At 47.9% G+C, this 17,848-nt stretch carries 22 protein-coding genes; 19 read left to right on the top strand and 3 right to left on the bottom strand.

Features of this window, described 5'->3' with window-relative positions:
* Nucleotide 1: 1 nt before the first annotated feature.
* The 3 genes from SATMO3_RS26035 (at nucleotide 2) to SATMO3_RS26025 (ending at nucleotide 3,149) form a co-directional block, all read left to right on the top strand.
* Nucleotides 2-1,702: a hypothetical protein gene (locus SATMO3_RS26035; protein WP_371373182.1), complete on the top strand. Its 1,701-nt coding sequence runs from the start codon at nucleotides 2-4 to the stop codon at nucleotides 1,700-1,702.
* A gap of 356 nt (nucleotides 1,703-2,058) precedes the next feature.
* A complete protein-coding gene (locus tag SATMO3_RS26030) occupies nucleotides 2,059-2,493 on the top strand; it encodes a flavodoxin (RefSeq protein WP_371381798.1) in 435 nt (144 codons plus the stop codon).
* 182 nt (nucleotides 2,494-2,675) lie between these two features.
* On the top strand, nucleotides 2,676-3,149 hold the full coding sequence (locus SATMO3_RS26025; RefSeq protein ID WP_371373180.1) for a universal stress protein: 474 nt from the start codon (nucleotides 2,676-2,678) through the stop codon (nucleotides 3,147-3,149).
* A 251-nt stretch (nucleotides 3,150-3,400) separates the two neighbouring features.
* On the opposite strand, the gene hcp is transcribed toward SATMO3_RS26025, so the two are convergent.
* Nucleotides 3,401-4,765 carry a hydroxylamine reductase gene (gene hcp / locus SATMO3_RS26020; RefSeq protein ID WP_371373178.1) on the bottom strand — a complete coding sequence of 455 codons (1,365 nt, stop codon included), beginning with the start codon at nucleotides 4,763-4,765 and terminating at the stop codon, nucleotides 3,401-3,403.
* Nucleotides 4,766-4,962: 197 nt separating this feature from the next.
* On the opposite strand from hcp, the gene SATMO3_RS26015 reads away from it, so the two are divergent.
* The 12 genes from SATMO3_RS26015 (at nucleotide 4,963) to SATMO3_RS25960 (ending at nucleotide 14,643) form a co-directional block, all read left to right on the top strand.
* Complete coding sequence (locus SATMO3_RS26015; RefSeq protein WP_371373176.1) at nucleotides 4,963-5,442, top strand: CBO0543 family protein; 480 nt, start codon at nucleotides 4,963-4,965, stop codon at nucleotides 5,440-5,442.
* 281 nt (nucleotides 5,443-5,723) lie between these two features.
* On the top strand, nucleotides 5,724-6,581 hold the full coding sequence (panC, locus tag SATMO3_RS26010) for a pantoate--beta-alanine ligase (RefSeq protein WP_371373174.1): 858 nt from the start codon (nucleotides 5,724-5,726) through the stop codon (nucleotides 6,579-6,581).
* A 10-nt stretch (nucleotides 6,582-6,591) separates the two neighbouring features.
* Entirely contained in the window at nucleotides 6,592-6,975 is a 384-nt protein-coding gene (gene panD, locus SATMO3_RS26005; protein WP_371373172.1) for an aspartate 1-decarboxylase, read from the top strand.
* Nucleotides 6,959-7,936, top strand: coding sequence for a bile acid:sodium symporter family protein (locus SATMO3_RS26000; protein WP_371373170.1), 978 nt, complete (start codon nucleotides 6,959-6,961; stop codon nucleotides 7,934-7,936). Before panD ends, SATMO3_RS26000 begins: the two co-directional genes overlap by 17 nt.
* Nucleotides 7,937-8,253: 317 nt before the next feature.
* Nucleotides 8,254-9,258 (top strand): HlyD family secretion protein, encoded by a 1,005-nt coding sequence (locus SATMO3_RS25995; protein WP_371373168.1) that lies wholly within the window; start codon nucleotides 8,254-8,256, stop codon nucleotides 9,256-9,258.
* A gap of 35 nt (nucleotides 9,259-9,293) precedes the next feature.
* Nucleotides 9,294-10,316 carry a low specificity L-threonine aldolase gene (locus SATMO3_RS25990; protein ID WP_371373166.1) on the top strand — a complete coding sequence of 341 codons (1,023 nt, stop codon included), beginning with the start codon at nucleotides 9,294-9,296 and terminating at the stop codon, nucleotides 10,314-10,316.
* Nucleotides 10,317-10,505: 189 nt separating this feature from the next.
* Nucleotides 10,506-11,327, top strand: a complete 822-nt coding sequence (nudC, locus tag SATMO3_RS25985) for an NAD(+) diphosphatase (RefSeq protein WP_371373164.1) — start codon at nucleotides 10,506-10,508, stop codon at nucleotides 11,325-11,327.
* Nucleotides 11,328-11,472: 145 nt separating this feature from the next.
* Nucleotides 11,473-11,994: a hypothetical protein gene (locus tag SATMO3_RS25980; protein WP_371373162.1), complete on the top strand. Its 522-nt coding sequence runs from the start codon at nucleotides 11,473-11,475 to the stop codon at nucleotides 11,992-11,994.
* 271 nt (nucleotides 11,995-12,265) lie between these two features.
* The gene (locus tag SATMO3_RS25975) at nucleotides 12,266-12,709 is read left to right on the top strand and encodes a MarR family winged helix-turn-helix transcriptional regulator (RefSeq protein ID WP_371373160.1); all 444 of its coding nucleotides are present in this window, start codon (nucleotides 12,266-12,268) and stop codon (nucleotides 12,707-12,709) included.
* Between the two features lie 47 nt (nucleotides 12,710-12,756).
* Complete coding sequence (locus SATMO3_RS25970) at nucleotides 12,757-13,515, top strand: 4Fe-4S binding protein (RefSeq protein ID WP_371373158.1); 759 nt, start codon at nucleotides 12,757-12,759, stop codon at nucleotides 13,513-13,515.
* A gap of 25 nt (nucleotides 13,516-13,540) precedes the next feature.
* Nucleotides 13,541-14,152, top strand: a complete 612-nt coding sequence (locus SATMO3_RS25965; protein ID WP_371373156.1) for a DUF1638 domain-containing protein — start codon at nucleotides 13,541-13,543, stop codon at nucleotides 14,150-14,152.
* Nucleotides 14,149-14,643: a DUF2115 family protein gene (locus SATMO3_RS25960; protein WP_371373154.1), complete on the top strand. Its 495-nt coding sequence runs from the start codon at nucleotides 14,149-14,151 to the stop codon at nucleotides 14,641-14,643. The genes SATMO3_RS25965 and SATMO3_RS25960 overlap by 4 nt, the downstream gene beginning before the upstream one ends.
* A gap of 236 nt (nucleotides 14,644-14,879) precedes the next feature.
* Here the strand turns inward: SATMO3_RS25960 and SATMO3_RS25955 are convergent, their stop codons facing one another.
* Nucleotides 14,880-15,188, bottom strand: a complete 309-nt coding sequence (locus SATMO3_RS25955; RefSeq protein WP_371373152.1) for an AzlD domain-containing protein — start codon at nucleotides 15,186-15,188, stop codon at nucleotides 14,880-14,882.
* Nucleotides 15,185-15,892: an AzlC family ABC transporter permease gene (locus SATMO3_RS25950; RefSeq protein WP_371373150.1), complete on the bottom strand. Its 708-nt coding sequence runs from the start codon at nucleotides 15,890-15,892 to the stop codon at nucleotides 15,185-15,187. The genes SATMO3_RS25955 and SATMO3_RS25950 overlap by 4 nt, the downstream gene beginning before the upstream one ends.
* 336 nt (nucleotides 15,893-16,228) lie before the next feature.
* Between SATMO3_RS25950 and SATMO3_RS25945 the strand changes: the two genes are divergently transcribed.
* From SATMO3_RS25945 to SATMO3_RS25930, 4 genes are read left to right on the top strand one after another with little or no spacing between them, the layout of a single operon-like run.
* Entirely contained in the window at nucleotides 16,229-16,783 is a 555-nt protein-coding gene (locus tag SATMO3_RS25945; RefSeq protein WP_371373148.1) for a helix-turn-helix domain-containing protein, read from the top strand.
* A gap of 53 nt (nucleotides 16,784-16,836) precedes the next feature.
* Nucleotides 16,837-17,082 carry a hypothetical protein gene (locus tag SATMO3_RS25940; protein WP_371373147.1) on the top strand — a complete coding sequence of 82 codons (246 nt, stop codon included), beginning with the start codon at nucleotides 16,837-16,839 and terminating at the stop codon, nucleotides 17,080-17,082.
* 23 nt (nucleotides 17,083-17,105) lie between these two features.
* On the top strand, nucleotides 17,106-17,294 hold the full coding sequence (locus tag SATMO3_RS25935; RefSeq protein WP_371373145.1) for a hypothetical protein: 189 nt from the start codon (nucleotides 17,106-17,108) through the stop codon (nucleotides 17,292-17,294).
* A 34-nt stretch (nucleotides 17,295-17,328) separates the two neighbouring features.
* Entirely contained in the window at nucleotides 17,329-17,826 is a 498-nt protein-coding gene (locus SATMO3_RS25930) for a hypothetical protein (protein WP_371373143.1), read from the top strand.
* The last annotated feature ends 22 nt before the right edge of the window (nucleotides 17,827-17,848 follow it).

Below are 17,848 nucleotides of genomic sequence, written 5' to 3'. Positions count from 1 at the left end.
TGTGTCCTTGGGTTACAAAAAAGAAGGTTTACAAATTAACAGCATCGCTCAGGACACAGTCTCAAGTCAGCCCGGCTTGTTTCTCCTGGAAACCCGCATGTGGGTGCTGCCTGTGACTGTTATGGCGGTGGGATTTACGCTGGGAGGGAAACGGCGCTGTACCCTGTTGGAAGAATTTGTCCTAAAGTGCCTGGCCAGTGAAGTACCCTCTCTTAAAACGCAGCAAGGTATAACCGCTCTGTTACGGTTGGATTCAATTTATGTTCAGAACTGCCTGCAGGAGCTGCTGCAACACAGGTTGGTGATACAAAGTACTGCTGCGGGTGAATTTATATACAGCTTAACAGATCTGGGCCGGGAAACGTGCCGAGGCGGGCTGATGCCTGTTCCGCCCGGTAAAGAAACAGTTTATATTTCGGTGAATGCGCAGTTTGAATTACTTGGCATTACCGGGCAGGCTGACGAAAACAGCGCTTATCCTGCGGCTGACTGGCCGGTTTTCCGATATTGCAGCTACCGGCAAACGCATGGTGAGTTCCTGTCAGCCGATAGCAGGGCTGACAGCCTGGTTAAGGAGCAGATGGCAGCCTGGTATGGCGACGACTGGCCGGCTATTGTGACGGAAAAGCATGAGCCGCAGTTTGCAGAGGAACGACAGCAGGTTTTTGGTGAAATATGGGTCTATGATGTGATTCGCCAGCAGGTGCTTTGTCATGTTTGGGATTTTGAGCGGCAAACATTTTGTGAGAAACTGGCTGCTGCTCTAACTGCGCTGGAAGCCGGCCAGCGTCTCAGACAGGCAGAGCAGGCTTTTTATCAAGCGGTGAATGATCAAAAGCTGGTAGCTCTATTTGGTAAGCAGCGTCGGCAGGACAACAATACCCTGCCGCGGATCGAAACTTTCCATGATACTGGGTTTTTTGCCCTCTGCCGGCAAGCTTGCAGCGATATGGACAAGATTATACTGCTAACGGTGCCGTGTATCGCTGAAATAAGCACCAATGAAACAGTGCTGGAGTTTATACGGGCTGCGATTAACCGCCAGGGAACTGTCTTCATTGGCGGGGGACCCGGCGTAGGCGCTGACCGGGAACCGGAACCGCCGCCTAAATGGGAAAACGTTATGCAGAGTCTGATTGATGCTGATAGCTTACCGGGAGTATTTTTATTTGAAATAGGTAATGTTAGGCAGCAGGCGGCTGTGGTTGACAGCCGGTATTGTCTGCTGGACCTATTACCATGGTTGTTTTATCAAGGCGCCCAGTGCCTTAGTAAACAGCCGGTTGCCCGGGTCTTTGAAGCAAGTTTTGTTGCTGAGCAGAGTGACTGCTTACAGGGATTGTTTTTACGACAATTGGAGCAGCAGTTGCTGAACGGTTATTTTTTGGATAAGGCCAACGGCGTTACCTGGTTTTGTGCTTTGCTAAGCCTGACGGCACATGGCCATATTCGGGAAATACTGGCTGCTGAGGCCATAGAAAAAGTAATTGCCATGCATTCCGGTGCTTTCCTGCTCAAGATTCTGGCGGTATATATCGCAAAAGGTGAATTTGCGCTTGGCTTCGAACGGCTGCTAGACTGGCTGGTGCAGCAAGGGGATAACGACGCGGTAACCGAATGGCTGGCCAAGCTATACATGGACAGTCCGGGCGCATATCAAAAAATAACAGCTATCTATGGCAAGAATAATATTAAGCAGTAATGCAAATTGCAGAGCAAAGGTTTTGGACGGGGCTTACACAGCCCTGTTTTTGTTTGCCCCTGACAATCGTGCGGCAGCGCTGCTGCCTTGCTGCAGGCTCGGTATGAGCCGTGTTTTCTATATCCTGAGAGAAAGTTCCTGGATAAGTGCAACATCGGCTTCTATATAAAACAGGCGAAAAAGATTTCTTAAAAGGATGAGTGGTATATATTGACAAAGCAGCCGGGAAGATTTACAATTATCATTATAGATGATAATGATAATCACTATCATGACTAAACGGGATTAGGCTGCGGTTTTGCACACAAGGCACTATCCGGGAATGACAATGGAAATCAATTATAGGGGTGATTACTATTAAGAAGATCGTTGTGATTTATTGGAGTGGCACAGGTAATACTGAGCAAATGGCGGAGGCTGTCGTTCAAGGGATTAAAAGCCAGGAGGATGTCAGTGTCGACTTGGTGGCAGTAGGCAGCGCCTCCAAGCAGCATGTGGCGGAAGCGCATGCCATCGCTTTCGGTTGCCCGTCCATGGGCGATGAAGTTCTGGAAGAGAGCGAAATGGAGCCATTTGTAAAGTCACTGGCAGCTGAAGATGTGTCGGGAAAACCGTTGGCTTTGTTTGGTTCTTACGGTTGGGGCGAAGGCCAGTGGATGCGGGACTGGGAGGACCGGATGAAAGGCCTGGGCGCCAAGCTTGTTGCCGAGGGTCTGATTTTACAGGAGGTTCCGCAGGAAGACGGCCTCAGCCGTTGCCGGGAACTGGGAGAAAAACTGGTGCAGGCCTGATCCCTATATTTATTATAGGCCGGGTTGAAGGATAGGCAGGGTATCTGGTTACGGCCAGGTGCCTTGCTTTTTTTGCAAGCAGGATACAATCTTTTGGTGAAAGAGCAACACAGCCTGGCAGGGAAATTAGCATTTTTTGACGAATAGATTAACAAAAAACTACAAATGCGGGAGGTATGACCATGAAGAAAAATATTCTGGTTCCATTTGACGGATCAAAGAATGCGCTTGAAGCACTGCAACTGGCAATTACACTAGCAAAACTATTGCAGGAAAAAGTCTGTGTGCTTAATGTGCAGCCAAGCTTTCATACCGCACATACCAAAATGTTTTTTAAAGAAGCTACCATTCGCGACTATCAGGAACAACTGTTTCATGAAACCACGGCTCCCGCCCAAAAGATACTGCAAGACGCTGGCATAGAATATGAACTGAAGTTAAGAACCGGCGATGCAAAAGAGCAGATTTGTCAAGAGGCAGCTACCGGCAGTGTAGAACAAACAGCTGGTTGTGCAACTACAGGGATCCGGATGATTGTTATGGGATCTCGCGGCATGAACCCGGTGGTGGGGGGCGTGCTGGGCAGTGTCAGTTACGGAGTTGTCAATGCGGCACTGTGTCCGGTTACCATTGTGCCGTTCTCCTGTTCAGAATAACTGTAGCTAATCCATATTATAAAGAAAACACGGCTTGCACCGAGCCTTTGGCGAAAGTGGAAGCCGATGTTGCCCTTATCCAGGCGAAAGTTATACTTTCAATCAGGATAAAGAAAACACGGCTTGCGCCGAGCCTTTGGCGAAAGTGGAAGCCGATGTTGCCCTTATCCAGGCGAAAGTTATGCTTCCTATCAGGATAAAAAAAGTGCGCCTATGTTGCTGTGACAGCGACATAGGCGCACTTTTTTATTTTACAATCCCAGCCAGGAGGCAATGCGTGACAAGAAGGAGCGGGACTCTACCGGTGCAGGCTGGCCGGCAGGCGTCGAACCGAAGATAGCTGTAAGATCTTGATCAGGAGTTGTGATAAGTTGCAGATTGAAATTGTCCTGCAGTACTTTCAGTACGTTCGGGGATATAAACGCCGGCGGTGTAGGGCCAATACGGATATTCTTGACACCCAGGCTTAGGAGTGTGAGCAGAATGGCGACTGCCTTTTGTTCATACCAGGATAAGATTAGGGTTAGTGGCAAATCATTTACCCCACAATTAAAGGCTTTAGACAGGGCTAAGGCAATCTGGATGCCTGAATAGGAATTATTGCACTGGCCGAGGTCAAGCAAGCGGGGAATTCCGTCAATATCGCCCAGTTCAAGGTGATTGAAGCGGTATTTGCCGCAGGCCACTGTCAGTATTATGCAATCCTGCGGAATCTGCTCCACAAGCTCGGTATAGTAATTACGGCCTGCTTTAGCTCCGTCACAGCCGCCAACCAGGAAGAACCGTTTTATTTTGCCGCTTTTTACTGCAGCAACAATTTTATCCGCCAAACCCAGCACGGCAGTATGATGGAAGCCAGTCGTGAGGCTGCCGCCTGCTTGATCGGGCAAAGACGGCAAAGAGTTAGCCTTGGCAATCAGAGCGGTGAAATCCCTGTCAGTGATATGGCCGCAGCCCTCCATGCCAACTACACCGCTGGTAAACAAACGGTCCCGGTAGGCGTCCTTAGCAGGCATAATGCAGTTGGTAGTTACTAAAATAGCGCCGGGAAATGCGGCAAATTCTGTTTGCTGGTTTTGCCAGGCGGTGCCGTAGTTGGCTACCAGATGCGGAAATTTGTGCAATTCAGGGTAAGCGTGGGCCGGCAGCATTTCACTATGGGTATAGACGTTTATGCCGGTACCTTCGGTTTGTTTCAGTAATTCATAAAGATCGAGCAGGTCGTGGCCGGTAATTAAAATGCCGGGACCCGCCTTGGTGCCTGTGGAAACTTTGGTAGGCACCGGGTTGCCGAAACGCTCGGTGTGCGCTTTATCTAAAAGTTCCATAACCCGATAATTCATCTGGCCGCATTTCATAACCATCTCAATATGGCGATCCAAATTAAAATCAACATTTGTCAGGGTAAAAAACATAGCATCATGGACAAAGGCATCCACTTCTTCGTCGCGGGCGCCAAGTTCCCGCGCGTGATAAGCATAGGCGGCAATGCCCTTGAGGCCAAAGGTCAAAATATCCTGCAAGCTTTGCAGATCCTCATTCTTACCGCAAACTCCTATTTTGGTGCAACCGGCGCCATTGGCCGTCTGTTCACATTGATGACAATACATACTCATAGCGTTATGCCTCCCGCAGTTATTATTGCTAAATTTAGTATAAAGAAACGAAGCCTTGTTGGCTGTGATATACATCACTTGGTTGAGGATACTTCACGCTGACAACTGGCTAAGTATGTTCCGGTTGCGACATATTAAAGCCGGTTTTTTTGTTCATACTAGATTATATACTAACTATATTAGGGGACGAATTCCATATGTCACTAAACGAATCGATAATCAGTATAACTGCATTTATCATTGCATTGCTGGTCCTCATATTTGTGATTGACTGGCGATATTTCCGGGACTGGGTAGTTGTTTTTCTGTTCAAGAGCAATATAGACTTTCTCTGGGGCAGTCCGGTGGTTAGCCTGAAACTAATTGAGTATCCGGATCGTTGGTTTCCCCGCTATTATGAAACCAGTGTACTGTTTGAGGTATGGGTTTTTCCCATCCTTTGCGTTTGGTATAACCAGATTACCAGGGATAAGGGGCTTGGTTCCATTATTTTGTACGCTATTATATTTAGTGCCGGCATTACAGCGATCGAATATCCGCTTGAGATCTATACGGATCTGATCCACTATATCGAGTGGAGCTGGTTTACTACATTTTATACCCTGAATATTACCTTTCTCATGTCACGAACCTTCATAGCCCTGTTTAGGCGTGGTTGCAATCACTTTGGCCGTTAGCGGCGCCCGGCGGATTTTTAGTGTGGGGATCTAAAATTTTTATTGCTGTAATTTGGTTTTTGTAGTACCATAATTGTATTCTAGCCTGTTGAGGATGATACTCTTGAGGTCATACTGTCAAACGGCTGTTAGTATCCGGGTAACTGAATATTTTTTAATACCGCTTGGATCCTTTCAGGACTTAGACGGGTAATACTCAACAGGTGTGGTATGCCTTCTTGTCTGTATTTGTGCGGACAAGAAGGCTTTTTGTTTACCTTAATATGGTTGGAGGGTGAGAAATGACAAATGTAGTGGAAAGTGTTGCCGAAATGCGGGCTATAGTTGCCGCCGCCAGGAAATCAGGAAAAACAATTGGTTTTGTACCCACTATGGGAGCTCTTCACAACGGGCATCTGGAACTTATGAAGGAAGCAAGAAAGGCTTGCGACGCAGTGATTGTCAGCATTTTTGTCAATCCAACACAATTCGGGCCCAACGAAGATTATGATGCCTACCCGCGCACCTGGCAAGAAGATTTGCAGGCTTGCAAATCCGTCGGTGTTGACGCGGTGTTCCATCCCCAGGCGGAGGAAATGTATCCTGCAGGCTGGGGGACTTGGGTGGACGTAAACGGTGTAACCGATAAACTTTGTGGCAAACCACGGCCTGGTCATTTCCGCGGTGTTGCTACTGTGGTTACGAAATTATTAAATATTGTCCAGGCGGATAAAGCTTTTTTTGGACAGAAAGATGCGCAGCAAGTGGTTGTCCTCAAAAAGCTGGTTCGCGACCTGAATATGCTCACCGAAATCAACATGGTGCCTATTGTCCGGGAAGCTGACGGACTGGCGAAAAGCTCCCGCAATGTTTACTTAAATCCTAAAGAGCGGCAGGCTGCGCTGGTATTGTATCAAAGTCTGTGCAGCGCCAGGGAGATGGTTGCCGCCGGCGAGCATAACTGCCAGGCTATCAGGACGGCCGTGCTGCGCCAGCTTAAGTCGGAACCTCTTGCCAGTGTAGATTATGCCGAAATATACTCCTTTCCGGAACTAAAGGATATCGAGAAATTAAATCAGGACGTTCTGCTGGCAGTAGCGGTAAGGTTTGGTGCTACCAGGCTGATTGATAATATGATTCTGATCCCAAAACATAGCTAGGAGGCAACCCATGTTTATTACCATGATGAAATCCAAAATTCACCGCGCCACTGTCACAGAGGCTAATTTGAATTATGTAGGCAGTATTACCATTGATGCGGCTTTACTGCAGGCGGCTAAAATCTTACCGGGAGAGAAAGTGCAAGTTGTTAACAATAATAACGGAGCCCGGCTGGAAACCTACACGATTGCCGGTGAGGAGAACTCAGGCATAATTTGTCTTAACGGAGCGGCTGCCAGACTGGTACAGCCAGGCGATACCGTAATTATCATTACCTACGCTTTGGTGAATGCCGAGGAAGCACGGCAAATGAAGCCTGTTGTCGTTATGGTGGATGAGCATAACCGTATAGCTGAGTATCGGGATTGTGAACTGCATGGGCAAGTTAGCTAAGAACTCACAATATATAACCAGGTATGTATCGTTGTGGGTCATCCTTGGCGCTATTACCGCCTTTTTGTATCCGCCGGCGTTCAAGCCCTTTGCCAAGGATATTCCATATTTGCTGGCTATGATCATGCTGGGAATGGGTCTCACAATGACGCCGGCCGAATTTCAACTGGTTCTAAAACGGCCCAAGGATATTTTTTATGGCATAGCGCTGCGTTATTTGATTATGCCTGCGGTGGCCTGGGGGGTGGCAAAAGCCTTGGCTTTACCGCCTGAGCTGGCTGCAGGCCTGATTCTGGTTGGCTGTTGTCCCAGCGGAACAGCCTCCAATGTGATGACATTTATCGCCAGGGGCGATACAGCCCTCTCGGTTTCGGTTTCCAGCCTCAATACGCTATTGGCGCCTATTCTGACTCCGGCTCTTTTTCTGCTGTTGGGCGGGCTCATTATTCCGGTCAATTCGGCTGCGCTATTTAGCGATATTGTTAAAATCATTGTTGTCCCCATCCTCCTGGGGATATCGCTCCGGGTGCTGGCAAACAAGTATGTTACTTATATTCAGCCTGTGATTCCCGCTGTATCGGTCGCGCTGATTGTTATTACCATCGGCGTTGTTGTGGCCTTAAACGCTGCCAAACTAAGCGCCGTGGCCATGATTGCCCTGCTGGCTGTTATACTGCATAATCTTATTGGCTTAGGTCTGGGGTATGGCGCGGCCCATACACTGGGAATGAGCGAGCCTAAGGCCAGAGCTATTGCGTTTGAAATCGGCATCGAAAACTCCGGGTTGGCGGCTGCGCTGGCAATCGCCCATCTGGACCCTGTCGCCGCCATTCCCGGCGCTATCTTTAGCGTTTGGCACAATCTAAGCGGCAGTGCGCTGGCCGCATACTGGGTCAAAAAAGATCATGGACAGTTACAGGCTGACGACATTAAGGCGGAAACAGTGTCACCTACTCATTAATTCTTCCTCATCGATTCAGGCCACAGCTTTATCAGCGCCGGATTATACCGGGGAGTACTGCCGTGTGCCTTATTGCTGGCCGTTTTCTCGGGTTGCTGGTTTATCTATGACGGCTTTCATAAATTAGCGTTACTTGTCTAGCACAAGAAAACTCCCGCCATGACCAGTTGGCGGGAGTTTTTCTTTCAGGCTGGCAGTATATCTTTAGCGGCATCAATTTAAAAGTACATAATGTGTTAAAAGTGTTTATTTTTTTATCAATATTCACTAGAATAGAAATAACAGCAGGGTTCTGTTTTATACCAAGGAGAGTGTTTATGAAAAAAATTCGCCAGGTAATCGCTGCAGGGACATTTGTGTTATTGGCAGCCGGTACATATTGGTACTTGTACTATTCTCACCCCGCCGGACTGCAAGCTCCTGCCGCTTTACAGGAAAACACCGATAAGAGCCTTGTAGTTAAAGGCGTGGTGGTGCCTGTGCGCCACGCAGCCCTTACCCTGCCGGTAAACGGTGTTATTGCGGAGGTGCCGGTGCAGGCCGGTGAACAGGTTAAAGCAGGGCAGCTGTTGCTCCGGCTGGAAAGCGGCGAAACCAGAAATAAACTCAGGCAGGCGCAGGCTGACAAAGAACGGGCAGAAGCAATTATTGACTGGGTCAGACAAAATCGTACGGAAGAGATCGCCACCAAGCAGGCTGCACATGCTGCAGCCCAGGCGGAACTGAGCCGTGTCGAGGCTGACTGGCAGAGAATTCAGCAGCTTTATGCTATTGGCGCGGTATCTCAGCAGCGATTTGAGCAGGCTTATGCTGATTATATACAAAGCAAGGCAGATGCCCAAGCTGCGCAATCAGTAGCTGCGACTGCCGTTATCAGCACCAGTATCGATACCATTTTACCGGCCCGCCGCGCCGAATTGGAAAGCGCCCGCGCGCATCTTGAACAAATACAGTCCACCGTCAGGCAAAGTGAGCTATATGCCCCTTTTGACGGTACGGTTGCTTTACTCAATGCCAAGATTGGCGAATATGTAACAACAACGGCGCCGGTAATGTACCTGGGGGACTGCTCTGCCTGGAAGGTACATACCGAAGATGTCACGGAAGAAAAAGTTGAGCGCATTAAGCAAGGTGCAGCTGTGGTAGTAACTTTTGCAGCGCTGCCCGATTTAAAAATTCCGGGCAAGGTGACAGGTATCAGCAATTACGGCGAGAAAAAGGCCGGCGGCGAGCCCGCCTATCAGGCTGTTGTCGAATTAGAACGGCAGGACCTCAGACTGCGCTGGAATATGACGGCTTCGATAAGGCTTGCGTCAGAATGACAAACATAACAATTTTTTCAAAAGGAGTGGCCGGAATGTACAGTTTTAAAAATGATTATAGTGAAGGGGCGCATCCCAGAATATTAAATGCGTTACTGGCAACCAACTTAATACAGGCGGAAGGGTATGGTGAGGATTGCTATACACTGCAGGCCGTGGAACTTTTAAAACAGAAGCTTAACAGGAATGATGCCGATATTCACCTTTTGTCCGGCGGTACGCAAACCAACCTTACAGCCATTGCGGCTTTTCTCAGACCGCATGAGGCTGTCATTTCCGCCAATACCGGCCATATTCTGGTTCATGAAACCGGAGCTATTGAAGCTACAGGCCACAAAGTTATCCCGGTGGAATCACGCGATGGGAAAATCAAAGTTGACCAGATCAAGGCTGTTGTTGCCGGACACACTGACGAGCATATGGTGAAGCCCAAAATGGTGTATATATCAAATCCAACCGAAATCGGGTCTATTTACAGCAAGCGGGAATTGCAGGCGATCAGCAGCTTTTGTAAAGAGAACAAACTCATTTTGTATGTTGACGGCGCCCGTCTGGGATCCGCCCTGTGCGCCGAGGGGAATGACCTGGAATTAGCTGATCTGCCTTTGTTAGTGGATGCTTTTTATATTGGCGGCACCAAGGGCGGAGCTCTTTTGGGAGAGGCGCTGGTGATTTGCAGCGATTGGCTCAAGGCTGAATTCCGCTTTCATATGAAACAAAAAGGGGCGCTGTTAGCTAAGGGCAGAATTCTGGGAATTCAGTTTCTGGAGCTTTTCCGGGACAACCTGTATTTTGATCTGGCCAAACACGCCAATGAAATGGCGGCTTTGTTGAGACGAGAAATTGCATTAGCCGGTTATCGCTTTCTGACTGATTCGCCCTCCAATCAAATCTTCCCAGTCTTACCTGACAGGCTAATTGCTAAACTACAGGAAAAATACGCATTTTATGTTTGGGAAAAGGTAGATGACGGTCATTCGGCTATACGGCTGGTAACTTCCTGGGCTACTGAGAAAACGGCCGTTGTTGAATTCCTGAATGATTTGAAAAAGGCTTAATAGACATAGTGACCGGCTGACAGTAAATTGGAGTCAGCAGTAAAATATCCTGCCAAATGGTCTCATTTGGCGGGATTTTCATTCCTGACCGGTTCAATGAAGTTTTCCTGTAACTTTTTGGCTATGAATTTGCAGAGGAAAACCATTGTGCAATGAAGAATGTATCCTGGTAGAAGAGGTGGATTTTCTGTGGATAGTATTTATAAAAGATATATTCCGGCTACGATGCCTGTCGGCGGGGATGATGATTGTGCCTGGATGTTTATTTTTAACGATAATAAAATGTTAGTCCGGGCGGATTCGGCGCAAGACGGGATACCCAGCCTGGGGGATGTACTTAAACTAGAACCGGCGCTTATCAATAAACAGTATATGGGTAAAGTTGCCGGTTCGCCCTGTTATTGCATGGAAGCCGGTGAAGGTTTTCAACCGCCGGCGGGAATGGAGTTTAGAGAATTAAGGGCTTTGCTGGGTAAGCTTGATGAGGATATCTTTCTGCTGGCAGGCAGAGCCTTTCAATTAGTCAACTGGAACCGGCTGACTAGGTTTTGCGGTAAATGCGCTGCGCCGACAGAGATTAAGCAAAATGAACTGGCCAAACAGTGTCCTGCCTGCGGGGCGGTTTATTACCCTCGGATTTCCCCGGCAGTTATTGTCGCTGTCGTGCGGGACGATAAAATTCTGTTAGCCCATAACAAGAATTTTAGGGCAAGCTGGTATAGTGTAATTGCCGGCTTTGTGGAGCCGGGTGAGACTTTTGAGGATTGCGTAAAGCGAGAGGTGGCCGAGGAAGTCGGTCTAAGGGTAACAAATATTAGATATTTCGGCAGTCAGCCCTGGCCCTTTCCGGATTCATTAATGGTGGGCTTCATTGCGGAATACGAAAGCGGCGACATCATGGTGGACGGTGACGAAATTGACGCCGCGGCCTGGTACGGCAAAGATAATCTTCCGCCCTGTCCTGGCGGCAATACCATCGCCGGGCAGCTAATTGAAGCAGTTCTGTCTTAAGGCTGAGTATTGGTGTTAAAGTAAAGTAGCTTTACCTTATATTGGAATCCCGTAATATGTACAGGATACCGGTGCTATGGGCTGGATAAAAACAGGGTATTGATAAACCTTACTTGGCATAGTCTAGATAGAAGGAGTGAGGCAAATGAACAAAAAACTGCTGTCTGTATTAATAGGTTTGCTGTTTATTGTTGCTGTGGGATATGCTAACACAGCGCTCGCCAATGCGCAGGATGCCAACCCCATTGATGAGGCGTTTGCTAAGGATTTTCAGGAAGCGCATAGTACAGTGGAGACCAATTATGTAGCTGAAAAATATATGCAGGCCTGGAAGGCTGAACTGGCGAATATTGCGGTTGTGACGAAAGGCAAATACCAGTATGATGAGGATAAAGACCGTATTGACGCCTATGTAGCCGCTTATGAGAAGGTTGCTGCTGCGGCCGTATATGTAGAATGGCTTAGATGGTCTGATACCGATGCCCCGCCTGCGGGGCGGCATTTTGGCACAGGGGCCGCAAGTGGCGGTTTGTTGGCCAAAGCCCAGATCTATAAACAGGCAACACTTAATTTAGTTACTTCGTACCAAAGAAATTCCGCAGCCGGCAGCTATGTCTACTTGTACAGCGGCAACGGCGCGGAGTTAGCTAAAAGAAGGGCAGAGTAACTCGTGATAAAGTAGACTTAGCTTCAGGTGGAGTTTTAACCCCATCTGAAGCTAAGTCGCCCTTATCCAGGGACTTAGCCGCTCGCCTGTGCCCGTAGGGGTATAACTCCCACTTATAGAAGGGGGAGTCTTAGAGCGGGTTAGTCGTCGGATAAATACTTGGATAAGAAATGTATAAAATGTTATTGACAGGATACGTTTTTATCTATAATATGAAGATAAAATCAGTGTATATGCACCGAAACTATAAGATGTGGAAGGCGACAGCATAATGAAATCTAGTCCTGGTTATTATCCTAAACCCCCCAGTCCCTGTTTGTGTCTGAATATAAGGCGGGCGTCCCGGGCGGTAACCGATTTTTATGAAAATGTTTTGGAGCCAAGCGGTATTAAAGTTACCCAGTTTTCTTTGCTTAGACATCTTGAGATGGTAGAGCCGGCTACCATCAGTAAACTGGCTGAAACCATGCGCATTGACCGTACTACCTTGAATCGCAACATGAAACCGCTTCTTGAGGCTGGTCTGATTGCGGTTAATACAGGACAAGATCCGCGTTCGCGGCTGGTTACTCTTACAAAAGCAGGCCAGCTGGCATTAAAGCATGCGGCTGAACTATGGGAGCAGGCGCAGGCCTCACTGCAGGAATATCTGGGTGTTAACGATATTAAGCATTTCAATCATTTGATTGCTAAATTGGAAGCATTAATGCCGTAATTTTTTTAATCATATTGGTGCATATACACTCAAAGAGGAGTGAGAGTGTGGAAGAACAGATTAAGAACTATATCCTGGATTTAGGTGTTGATGATGTTGGCTTTGCCCGTATGGAGGACTACCAAAGTCCTAAATCTTATGCCATTACCAGTTTCCTGCCTTCGGCCAAATCCGTTATTGTGCTGGCATATAAGCCTCTGTCCAGTTGTGAAAGCCCCAGTATGACCGCCGCTCAGAACGGCTACCTGGATTTAGGCTCCTTTGCCAGATCGTCCAGTTATCAGATTGCCCGTTATCTGGAACGGACCCACAATGCCAAAGTAGCTACCCTGCCTGTTGCTTATCCGCTTGACATCCAGGATGATCGCAAAGCGATTGCCGATTTTTCGCAACGGCATGCGGCTGTTGCCGCCGGTCTGGGATCTTTTGGCCGCCACAACCTGGTTATCCATCCCCGGTTTGGTACCCGGGTGATTTTCACCAGCATCATCACCAACCTGTCTTTGCAGCCTTCGCCAAAATGCGAAGAGTTTTGCACCCACTGTAATCTGTGTGTGGAGAACTGTCCGGCCCGCGCTTTAGATGAAGAAGGCAAGACGGACGTTGTAAGATGTCTGAGTCATTCCCAGCCCTATGGGCTGATAGCCGATATCACCTTCCAAATGCAGCGGTTAGGCAGTCAGCCGGAAGAACAGAAGCAAATGCTGACAGGCGCGCAATATGCCAGACTGCGGCAGTCGGCCCATTTGGGCAACCAGTATATGTGTTACAACTGCCTGAAGAGTTGTCCGCTGGGGTTGGCTTAAGATAACGAACAGGAGGCCTGTCGGCATGAAAATATGTTTCCTGGGCTGCGGGATTTATCAGCCGGAACTCGAGCAGGTTTTAGCTAAGATTAAAGAGGAAAAGTTATTTGAATGTGAACTTACGGTGAATTATCTGCCTATAAATCTGCATATTGATTTAAAAAAACTAAAGACGGCAGTCCTGGAGGCTTTGGCAGCCACAGAGGCCGACCGGATTATTTTACTGTATGGTTCCAAATGTCATCCTGAGTTTGATATGTTTTTACAGGATTACCCGGTTACCAGATTTGAACAGTCCAACTGTATTGAACTGATAATGGGAGACGCTATACAGGGCGGGGGAATGGACTCCAAGACCTTTTACCTGACTTCCGGCTGGATACTCAAATGGCGGGAGCTATTTGATCCGGGCTGGGGCGTGGATGAAGTAGCCATGCGGCAGAGTTTTGCCTGTTATGACCGGATTGTATTTGCCGATAGCGGTATTTGTGAAATCAGCGATGAACAGCAGCTGGAGTTTTTTGAATACGCCCGGGTGCCGATTGAAGTACAGCCGGGAGGCTTGGATTATTTTAAAGACAATATTGTGGCGGCTATCCGTCAGGCCATTGCCGCAGCAGAAGAGGAATCCTTATGACAAACCAGGAGTTGCTCTGTTCGCTAAAAAAAGAAGCGGCTGCGTTGAGTTTGCCGGCAGCTGCGACTGAAAAGCCGGATAGTGAGTTGACACAGTCTGCCAGGAAGCACCGGTATCTTGCCAGCAGGGTAGCGGAATACAACCGGCAGATATTGCTGGAAATTAGCGATAAAGCCTGTGTTGATGCCATAGAAGAGATTGATCCCGACGCACTTAACGAATTTACTTTCCAGATCAACAGCTATTTAAAAAATACTGCCCCTGATCAGGCAGAACTGCAGTGCTATGTTCGCCTGACGACTACCTACTTGACCTTTATTGCCTGGAAGCCTTTACACCCGCCGGGCCTGATTTTTGCTGAAGGACAGAAGCTGATCGCGCAAGGCGGTATATTTTACTGCCCTGTCAAAAAGCAGCAAATGAACGCAGCAGTGTCTTTATGCAAGTACTGTGTGAGCAGAGATATCGGTGAATTGCAAAACAACCGGTGAAATCTCTTAAAACCAACCAAGCCGCTATTACTTCCCGTAATAGCGGCTTACCTTTTAAAACACGGGGACAGGGATTGTGTTTTAAAGATTGATCGACATGTAACGTTATAATCAGAAGAGTTATTCTCCGTCATTAATGAATTCCCGCGAAATAGGGAAGTTTTAATAAATAGCTTCAAAACATGGTCCCTGTCCCCCTGTTTTTCTGCGAGAGAAGCAGGGCGGCCTCGGGGCGATTAACTGCCGGCAGACAGCAGTAAAAATACGGCAATGATGGCTGCCGCAACCGAGGATACGAGACCGCCCCTGTACCAGGAGCAGGCGGCTGCGACTCCGATTCCCGCAAGCGTTATTAATGTCATGTCCGCGGTGGCGTCCAGTACGCCCCGGGTAATCAAAGCGCCGAGCGCCGTGTACGGTATATAAAAGAGAAACCGCCGCAGTAACGGTGGTAACGGACGCTCCGCCAGGACAAACCATGGCAAGAGACGTGGTACAAAAGTTACCAGCATCATGCCGAGGATCAACGGAAGATGGTTGCTCATGCCTGCACCTTCTTATTTGCTCCGTCTTTCAGCACGCATACGCCAAGCAATGAGGCCGTGATAATGGCGGCAATAAGACTCCAGCCGGCGGGAAGTATTTGAAGATAATAATTGCAGGCATATATGCTTCCCGACAGGGTAGCGAGACAAAGAACATTAACCGATTTTTTGATCTCTGGGATAATAATGGCGGTAAACATAGCATAGAGGCCGATGCCCAGACTGCTCTGAAGCGTTACCGGCAAGGCCGCACCGACCAGATACCCCGCCACGGTGCCGCCAACCCAGGCGGCATAGCCAATTCCTTGCAGGGCCAGCAAATAGGACACATTCAGTGAACCGCTTTTTAAGGCGGCAACGGAGAAGCTTTCATCGGTAATACCAAAAGCAATAAAAGGCAGCCAGGCTTTATTAGTTTCTTTAAGGCGTACAGCCAGTGCTGCGCTCATCATTAAATGACGCAGATTGAGAAGAAATGTCGCCAGGACAATGTCTACAGCGGCGATGCCGGCTTTAATCAAGTCCAAAGCCATAAATTGACTGGCGCCTGCAAACACCAGCAAGGAAAACAGACAACTGTCCATAAGTGAAATATTGACTGTTTTCGCAAGCAGGCCAAAGGCCATGGCGACCGGAAAATAACCAAGGACGAGCGGTATACCCGCAGTTAAACCTTCTTTAATGCTACCCGATACTTTGTTCACGATGCCCTCCTTATTACTCTGAAATGGTGATTATAAAACAGGTATGTTATACTATAAAGTAGACAGACTTAGCTTCAGGGGGGGTTAACCCCATCTGAAGCTAAGTCGTCGGATAAAGTAACTATCTTCCGGTGGTTTTTAAACCCCGCTGAAAGTTAGCTGCCTTTCAGCCACCCTTATCCGTTTTGCTCTCCCGCTTGCCAAAACGGGTGCCTTGGTGACAGGAGGACATAGAAAAGCTTCGTGCGTTAAACGAGATTGATTCGTGCGCTATAACGCGCTTTGTGTTATTATATAATAAGATTATGAGTAATACAAGAGGCGGAGGTGTCTTTTTTGCAGGATCTCAACCGGATAATTGCCAGCAATCTGCGGCGTATTCGCGAGGAGAAGAAACTCAGTCTGGAAAAGGTTGCCGATATTACCGGCGTCAGCAAATCCATGCTGGGTCAAATAGAGAGGGGCGAGTCCAACCCTACAATTAATACCATCTGGCGAATTGCCACCGGTTTGAAGGTTTCCTTCACCGGCCTGATTAATTCTCCTCAGGCTGATACAATTATAGTGCGAAAAACAGATGTCGAGCCGCTAATTGAAGATAATGGCAAATACAGGGTATATCCGGTTTTTCCCTATGAAGACGGCCGCCGGTTTGAAATGTACATTGTGGAGATCGAGCCGGATGGTTATTATAATACAGATACGCATGGCGACAAGACGCAGGAGTTTATCACGGTGGTGGACGGTCAGCTCATCATCCGGACCGATAATCAGGAATATATTGTACATAAAGATGAATCAATCACTTTTCGGGCAGACAGGTCCCATATATATTACAACGCCGGCAAAAGCCTAACACGGTTAAGTATGGTTATTTATTATTCACTGTAAATGGTCCTGTTTGCCGGGGAAGTCTCTGGCCATAGTTAAGGAGATGGCGTGAAATGCTGAAGAAACCGCTTATTTTGGCAATTTTACTGGGTGGATTGCTGCTGCTTGGCTGGATGGCTAAGCTGAGCTTTTTTCCCACGGTTGCACCGGATAATTTGCCCGGAGCCGGATCAGGAACCGGCCAGATCCCGCCAGGAAACCTGACAATGGACAGGAAACCAAGCCGTCGCCGCCGGTTCCGGAAACGGCTGAGAAAAAATCGCTGGGAACGCAGCGTTATTCTCCTGATAAGCCGGTAATTACAAATCGCCAGACGGTCGATTTGTCGGAACACGGTATGTCGCTTAAACGGGAAGAGAATAAAGGGTATGAAGTAATGCCGGGGGTAACTGTAAAAAAAGGGGCTGTTACCATTTCACTGGATCAGGAAGAGAAGAAATCCATCCAGCTTGAAAAAAGTCCGGCTAATTCCAATAGTCAATATCAGATGATGTTAAAAAATAAATTTTAATAAACCTTTACTGTTTTATAAGGTAGGAGAACGTATGGCAAAAACATGGAAGCCTTTTGCGTTAGGAGCTTTGGTCATGCTTGTCCTGATGATTGCAGGTTATCTGGCCTTTCTAGGACCGGACAAGGTTTTGCCTGGCTCTGACGGTAAGGGAGAAGATTTTAGTAAAAACTATAATGCGGTTACGATTACACCGCTGCCTTCACTTAGGATTATTCGCGGCACCGAAGTAGCATTTGAGGGTAAGGTGGAACTGCGGCAAACTATTGCCGGACGCCTGGCAAGAAATTTGGCTATCGTTGATTTTCAAGCGACTGGCGAACATGCCGATAAGTCCTATCTTAAGATTGTGTGGGAAAATGGCGAAGTTGAAAAAATATATCCGGGAACAAAAGACAAACAATTCGCCGAGGATAGAAGGGCTGCCGAGATTTCTATCGTGGGCTATAGCATGCGCGAGCGGAAGCTCTTTAAAGATTCTCCCCGTAAAGGGACACTGACCTGGGAAATCCGATATGAGCCGGTACAATAAAACTTTATTCTGAAAGGTTGGA

This window comes from Sporomusa aerivorans (assembly GCF_041428895.1).
GTDB classification, from domain to species: Bacteria; Bacillota; Negativicutes; order Sporomusales; family Sporomusaceae; genus Sporomusa; species Sporomusa aerivorans.
The sequence above is the reverse complement of the archived record's forward strand: the minus strand, read 5'-3'. Positions and strand labels throughout refer to the sequence as shown.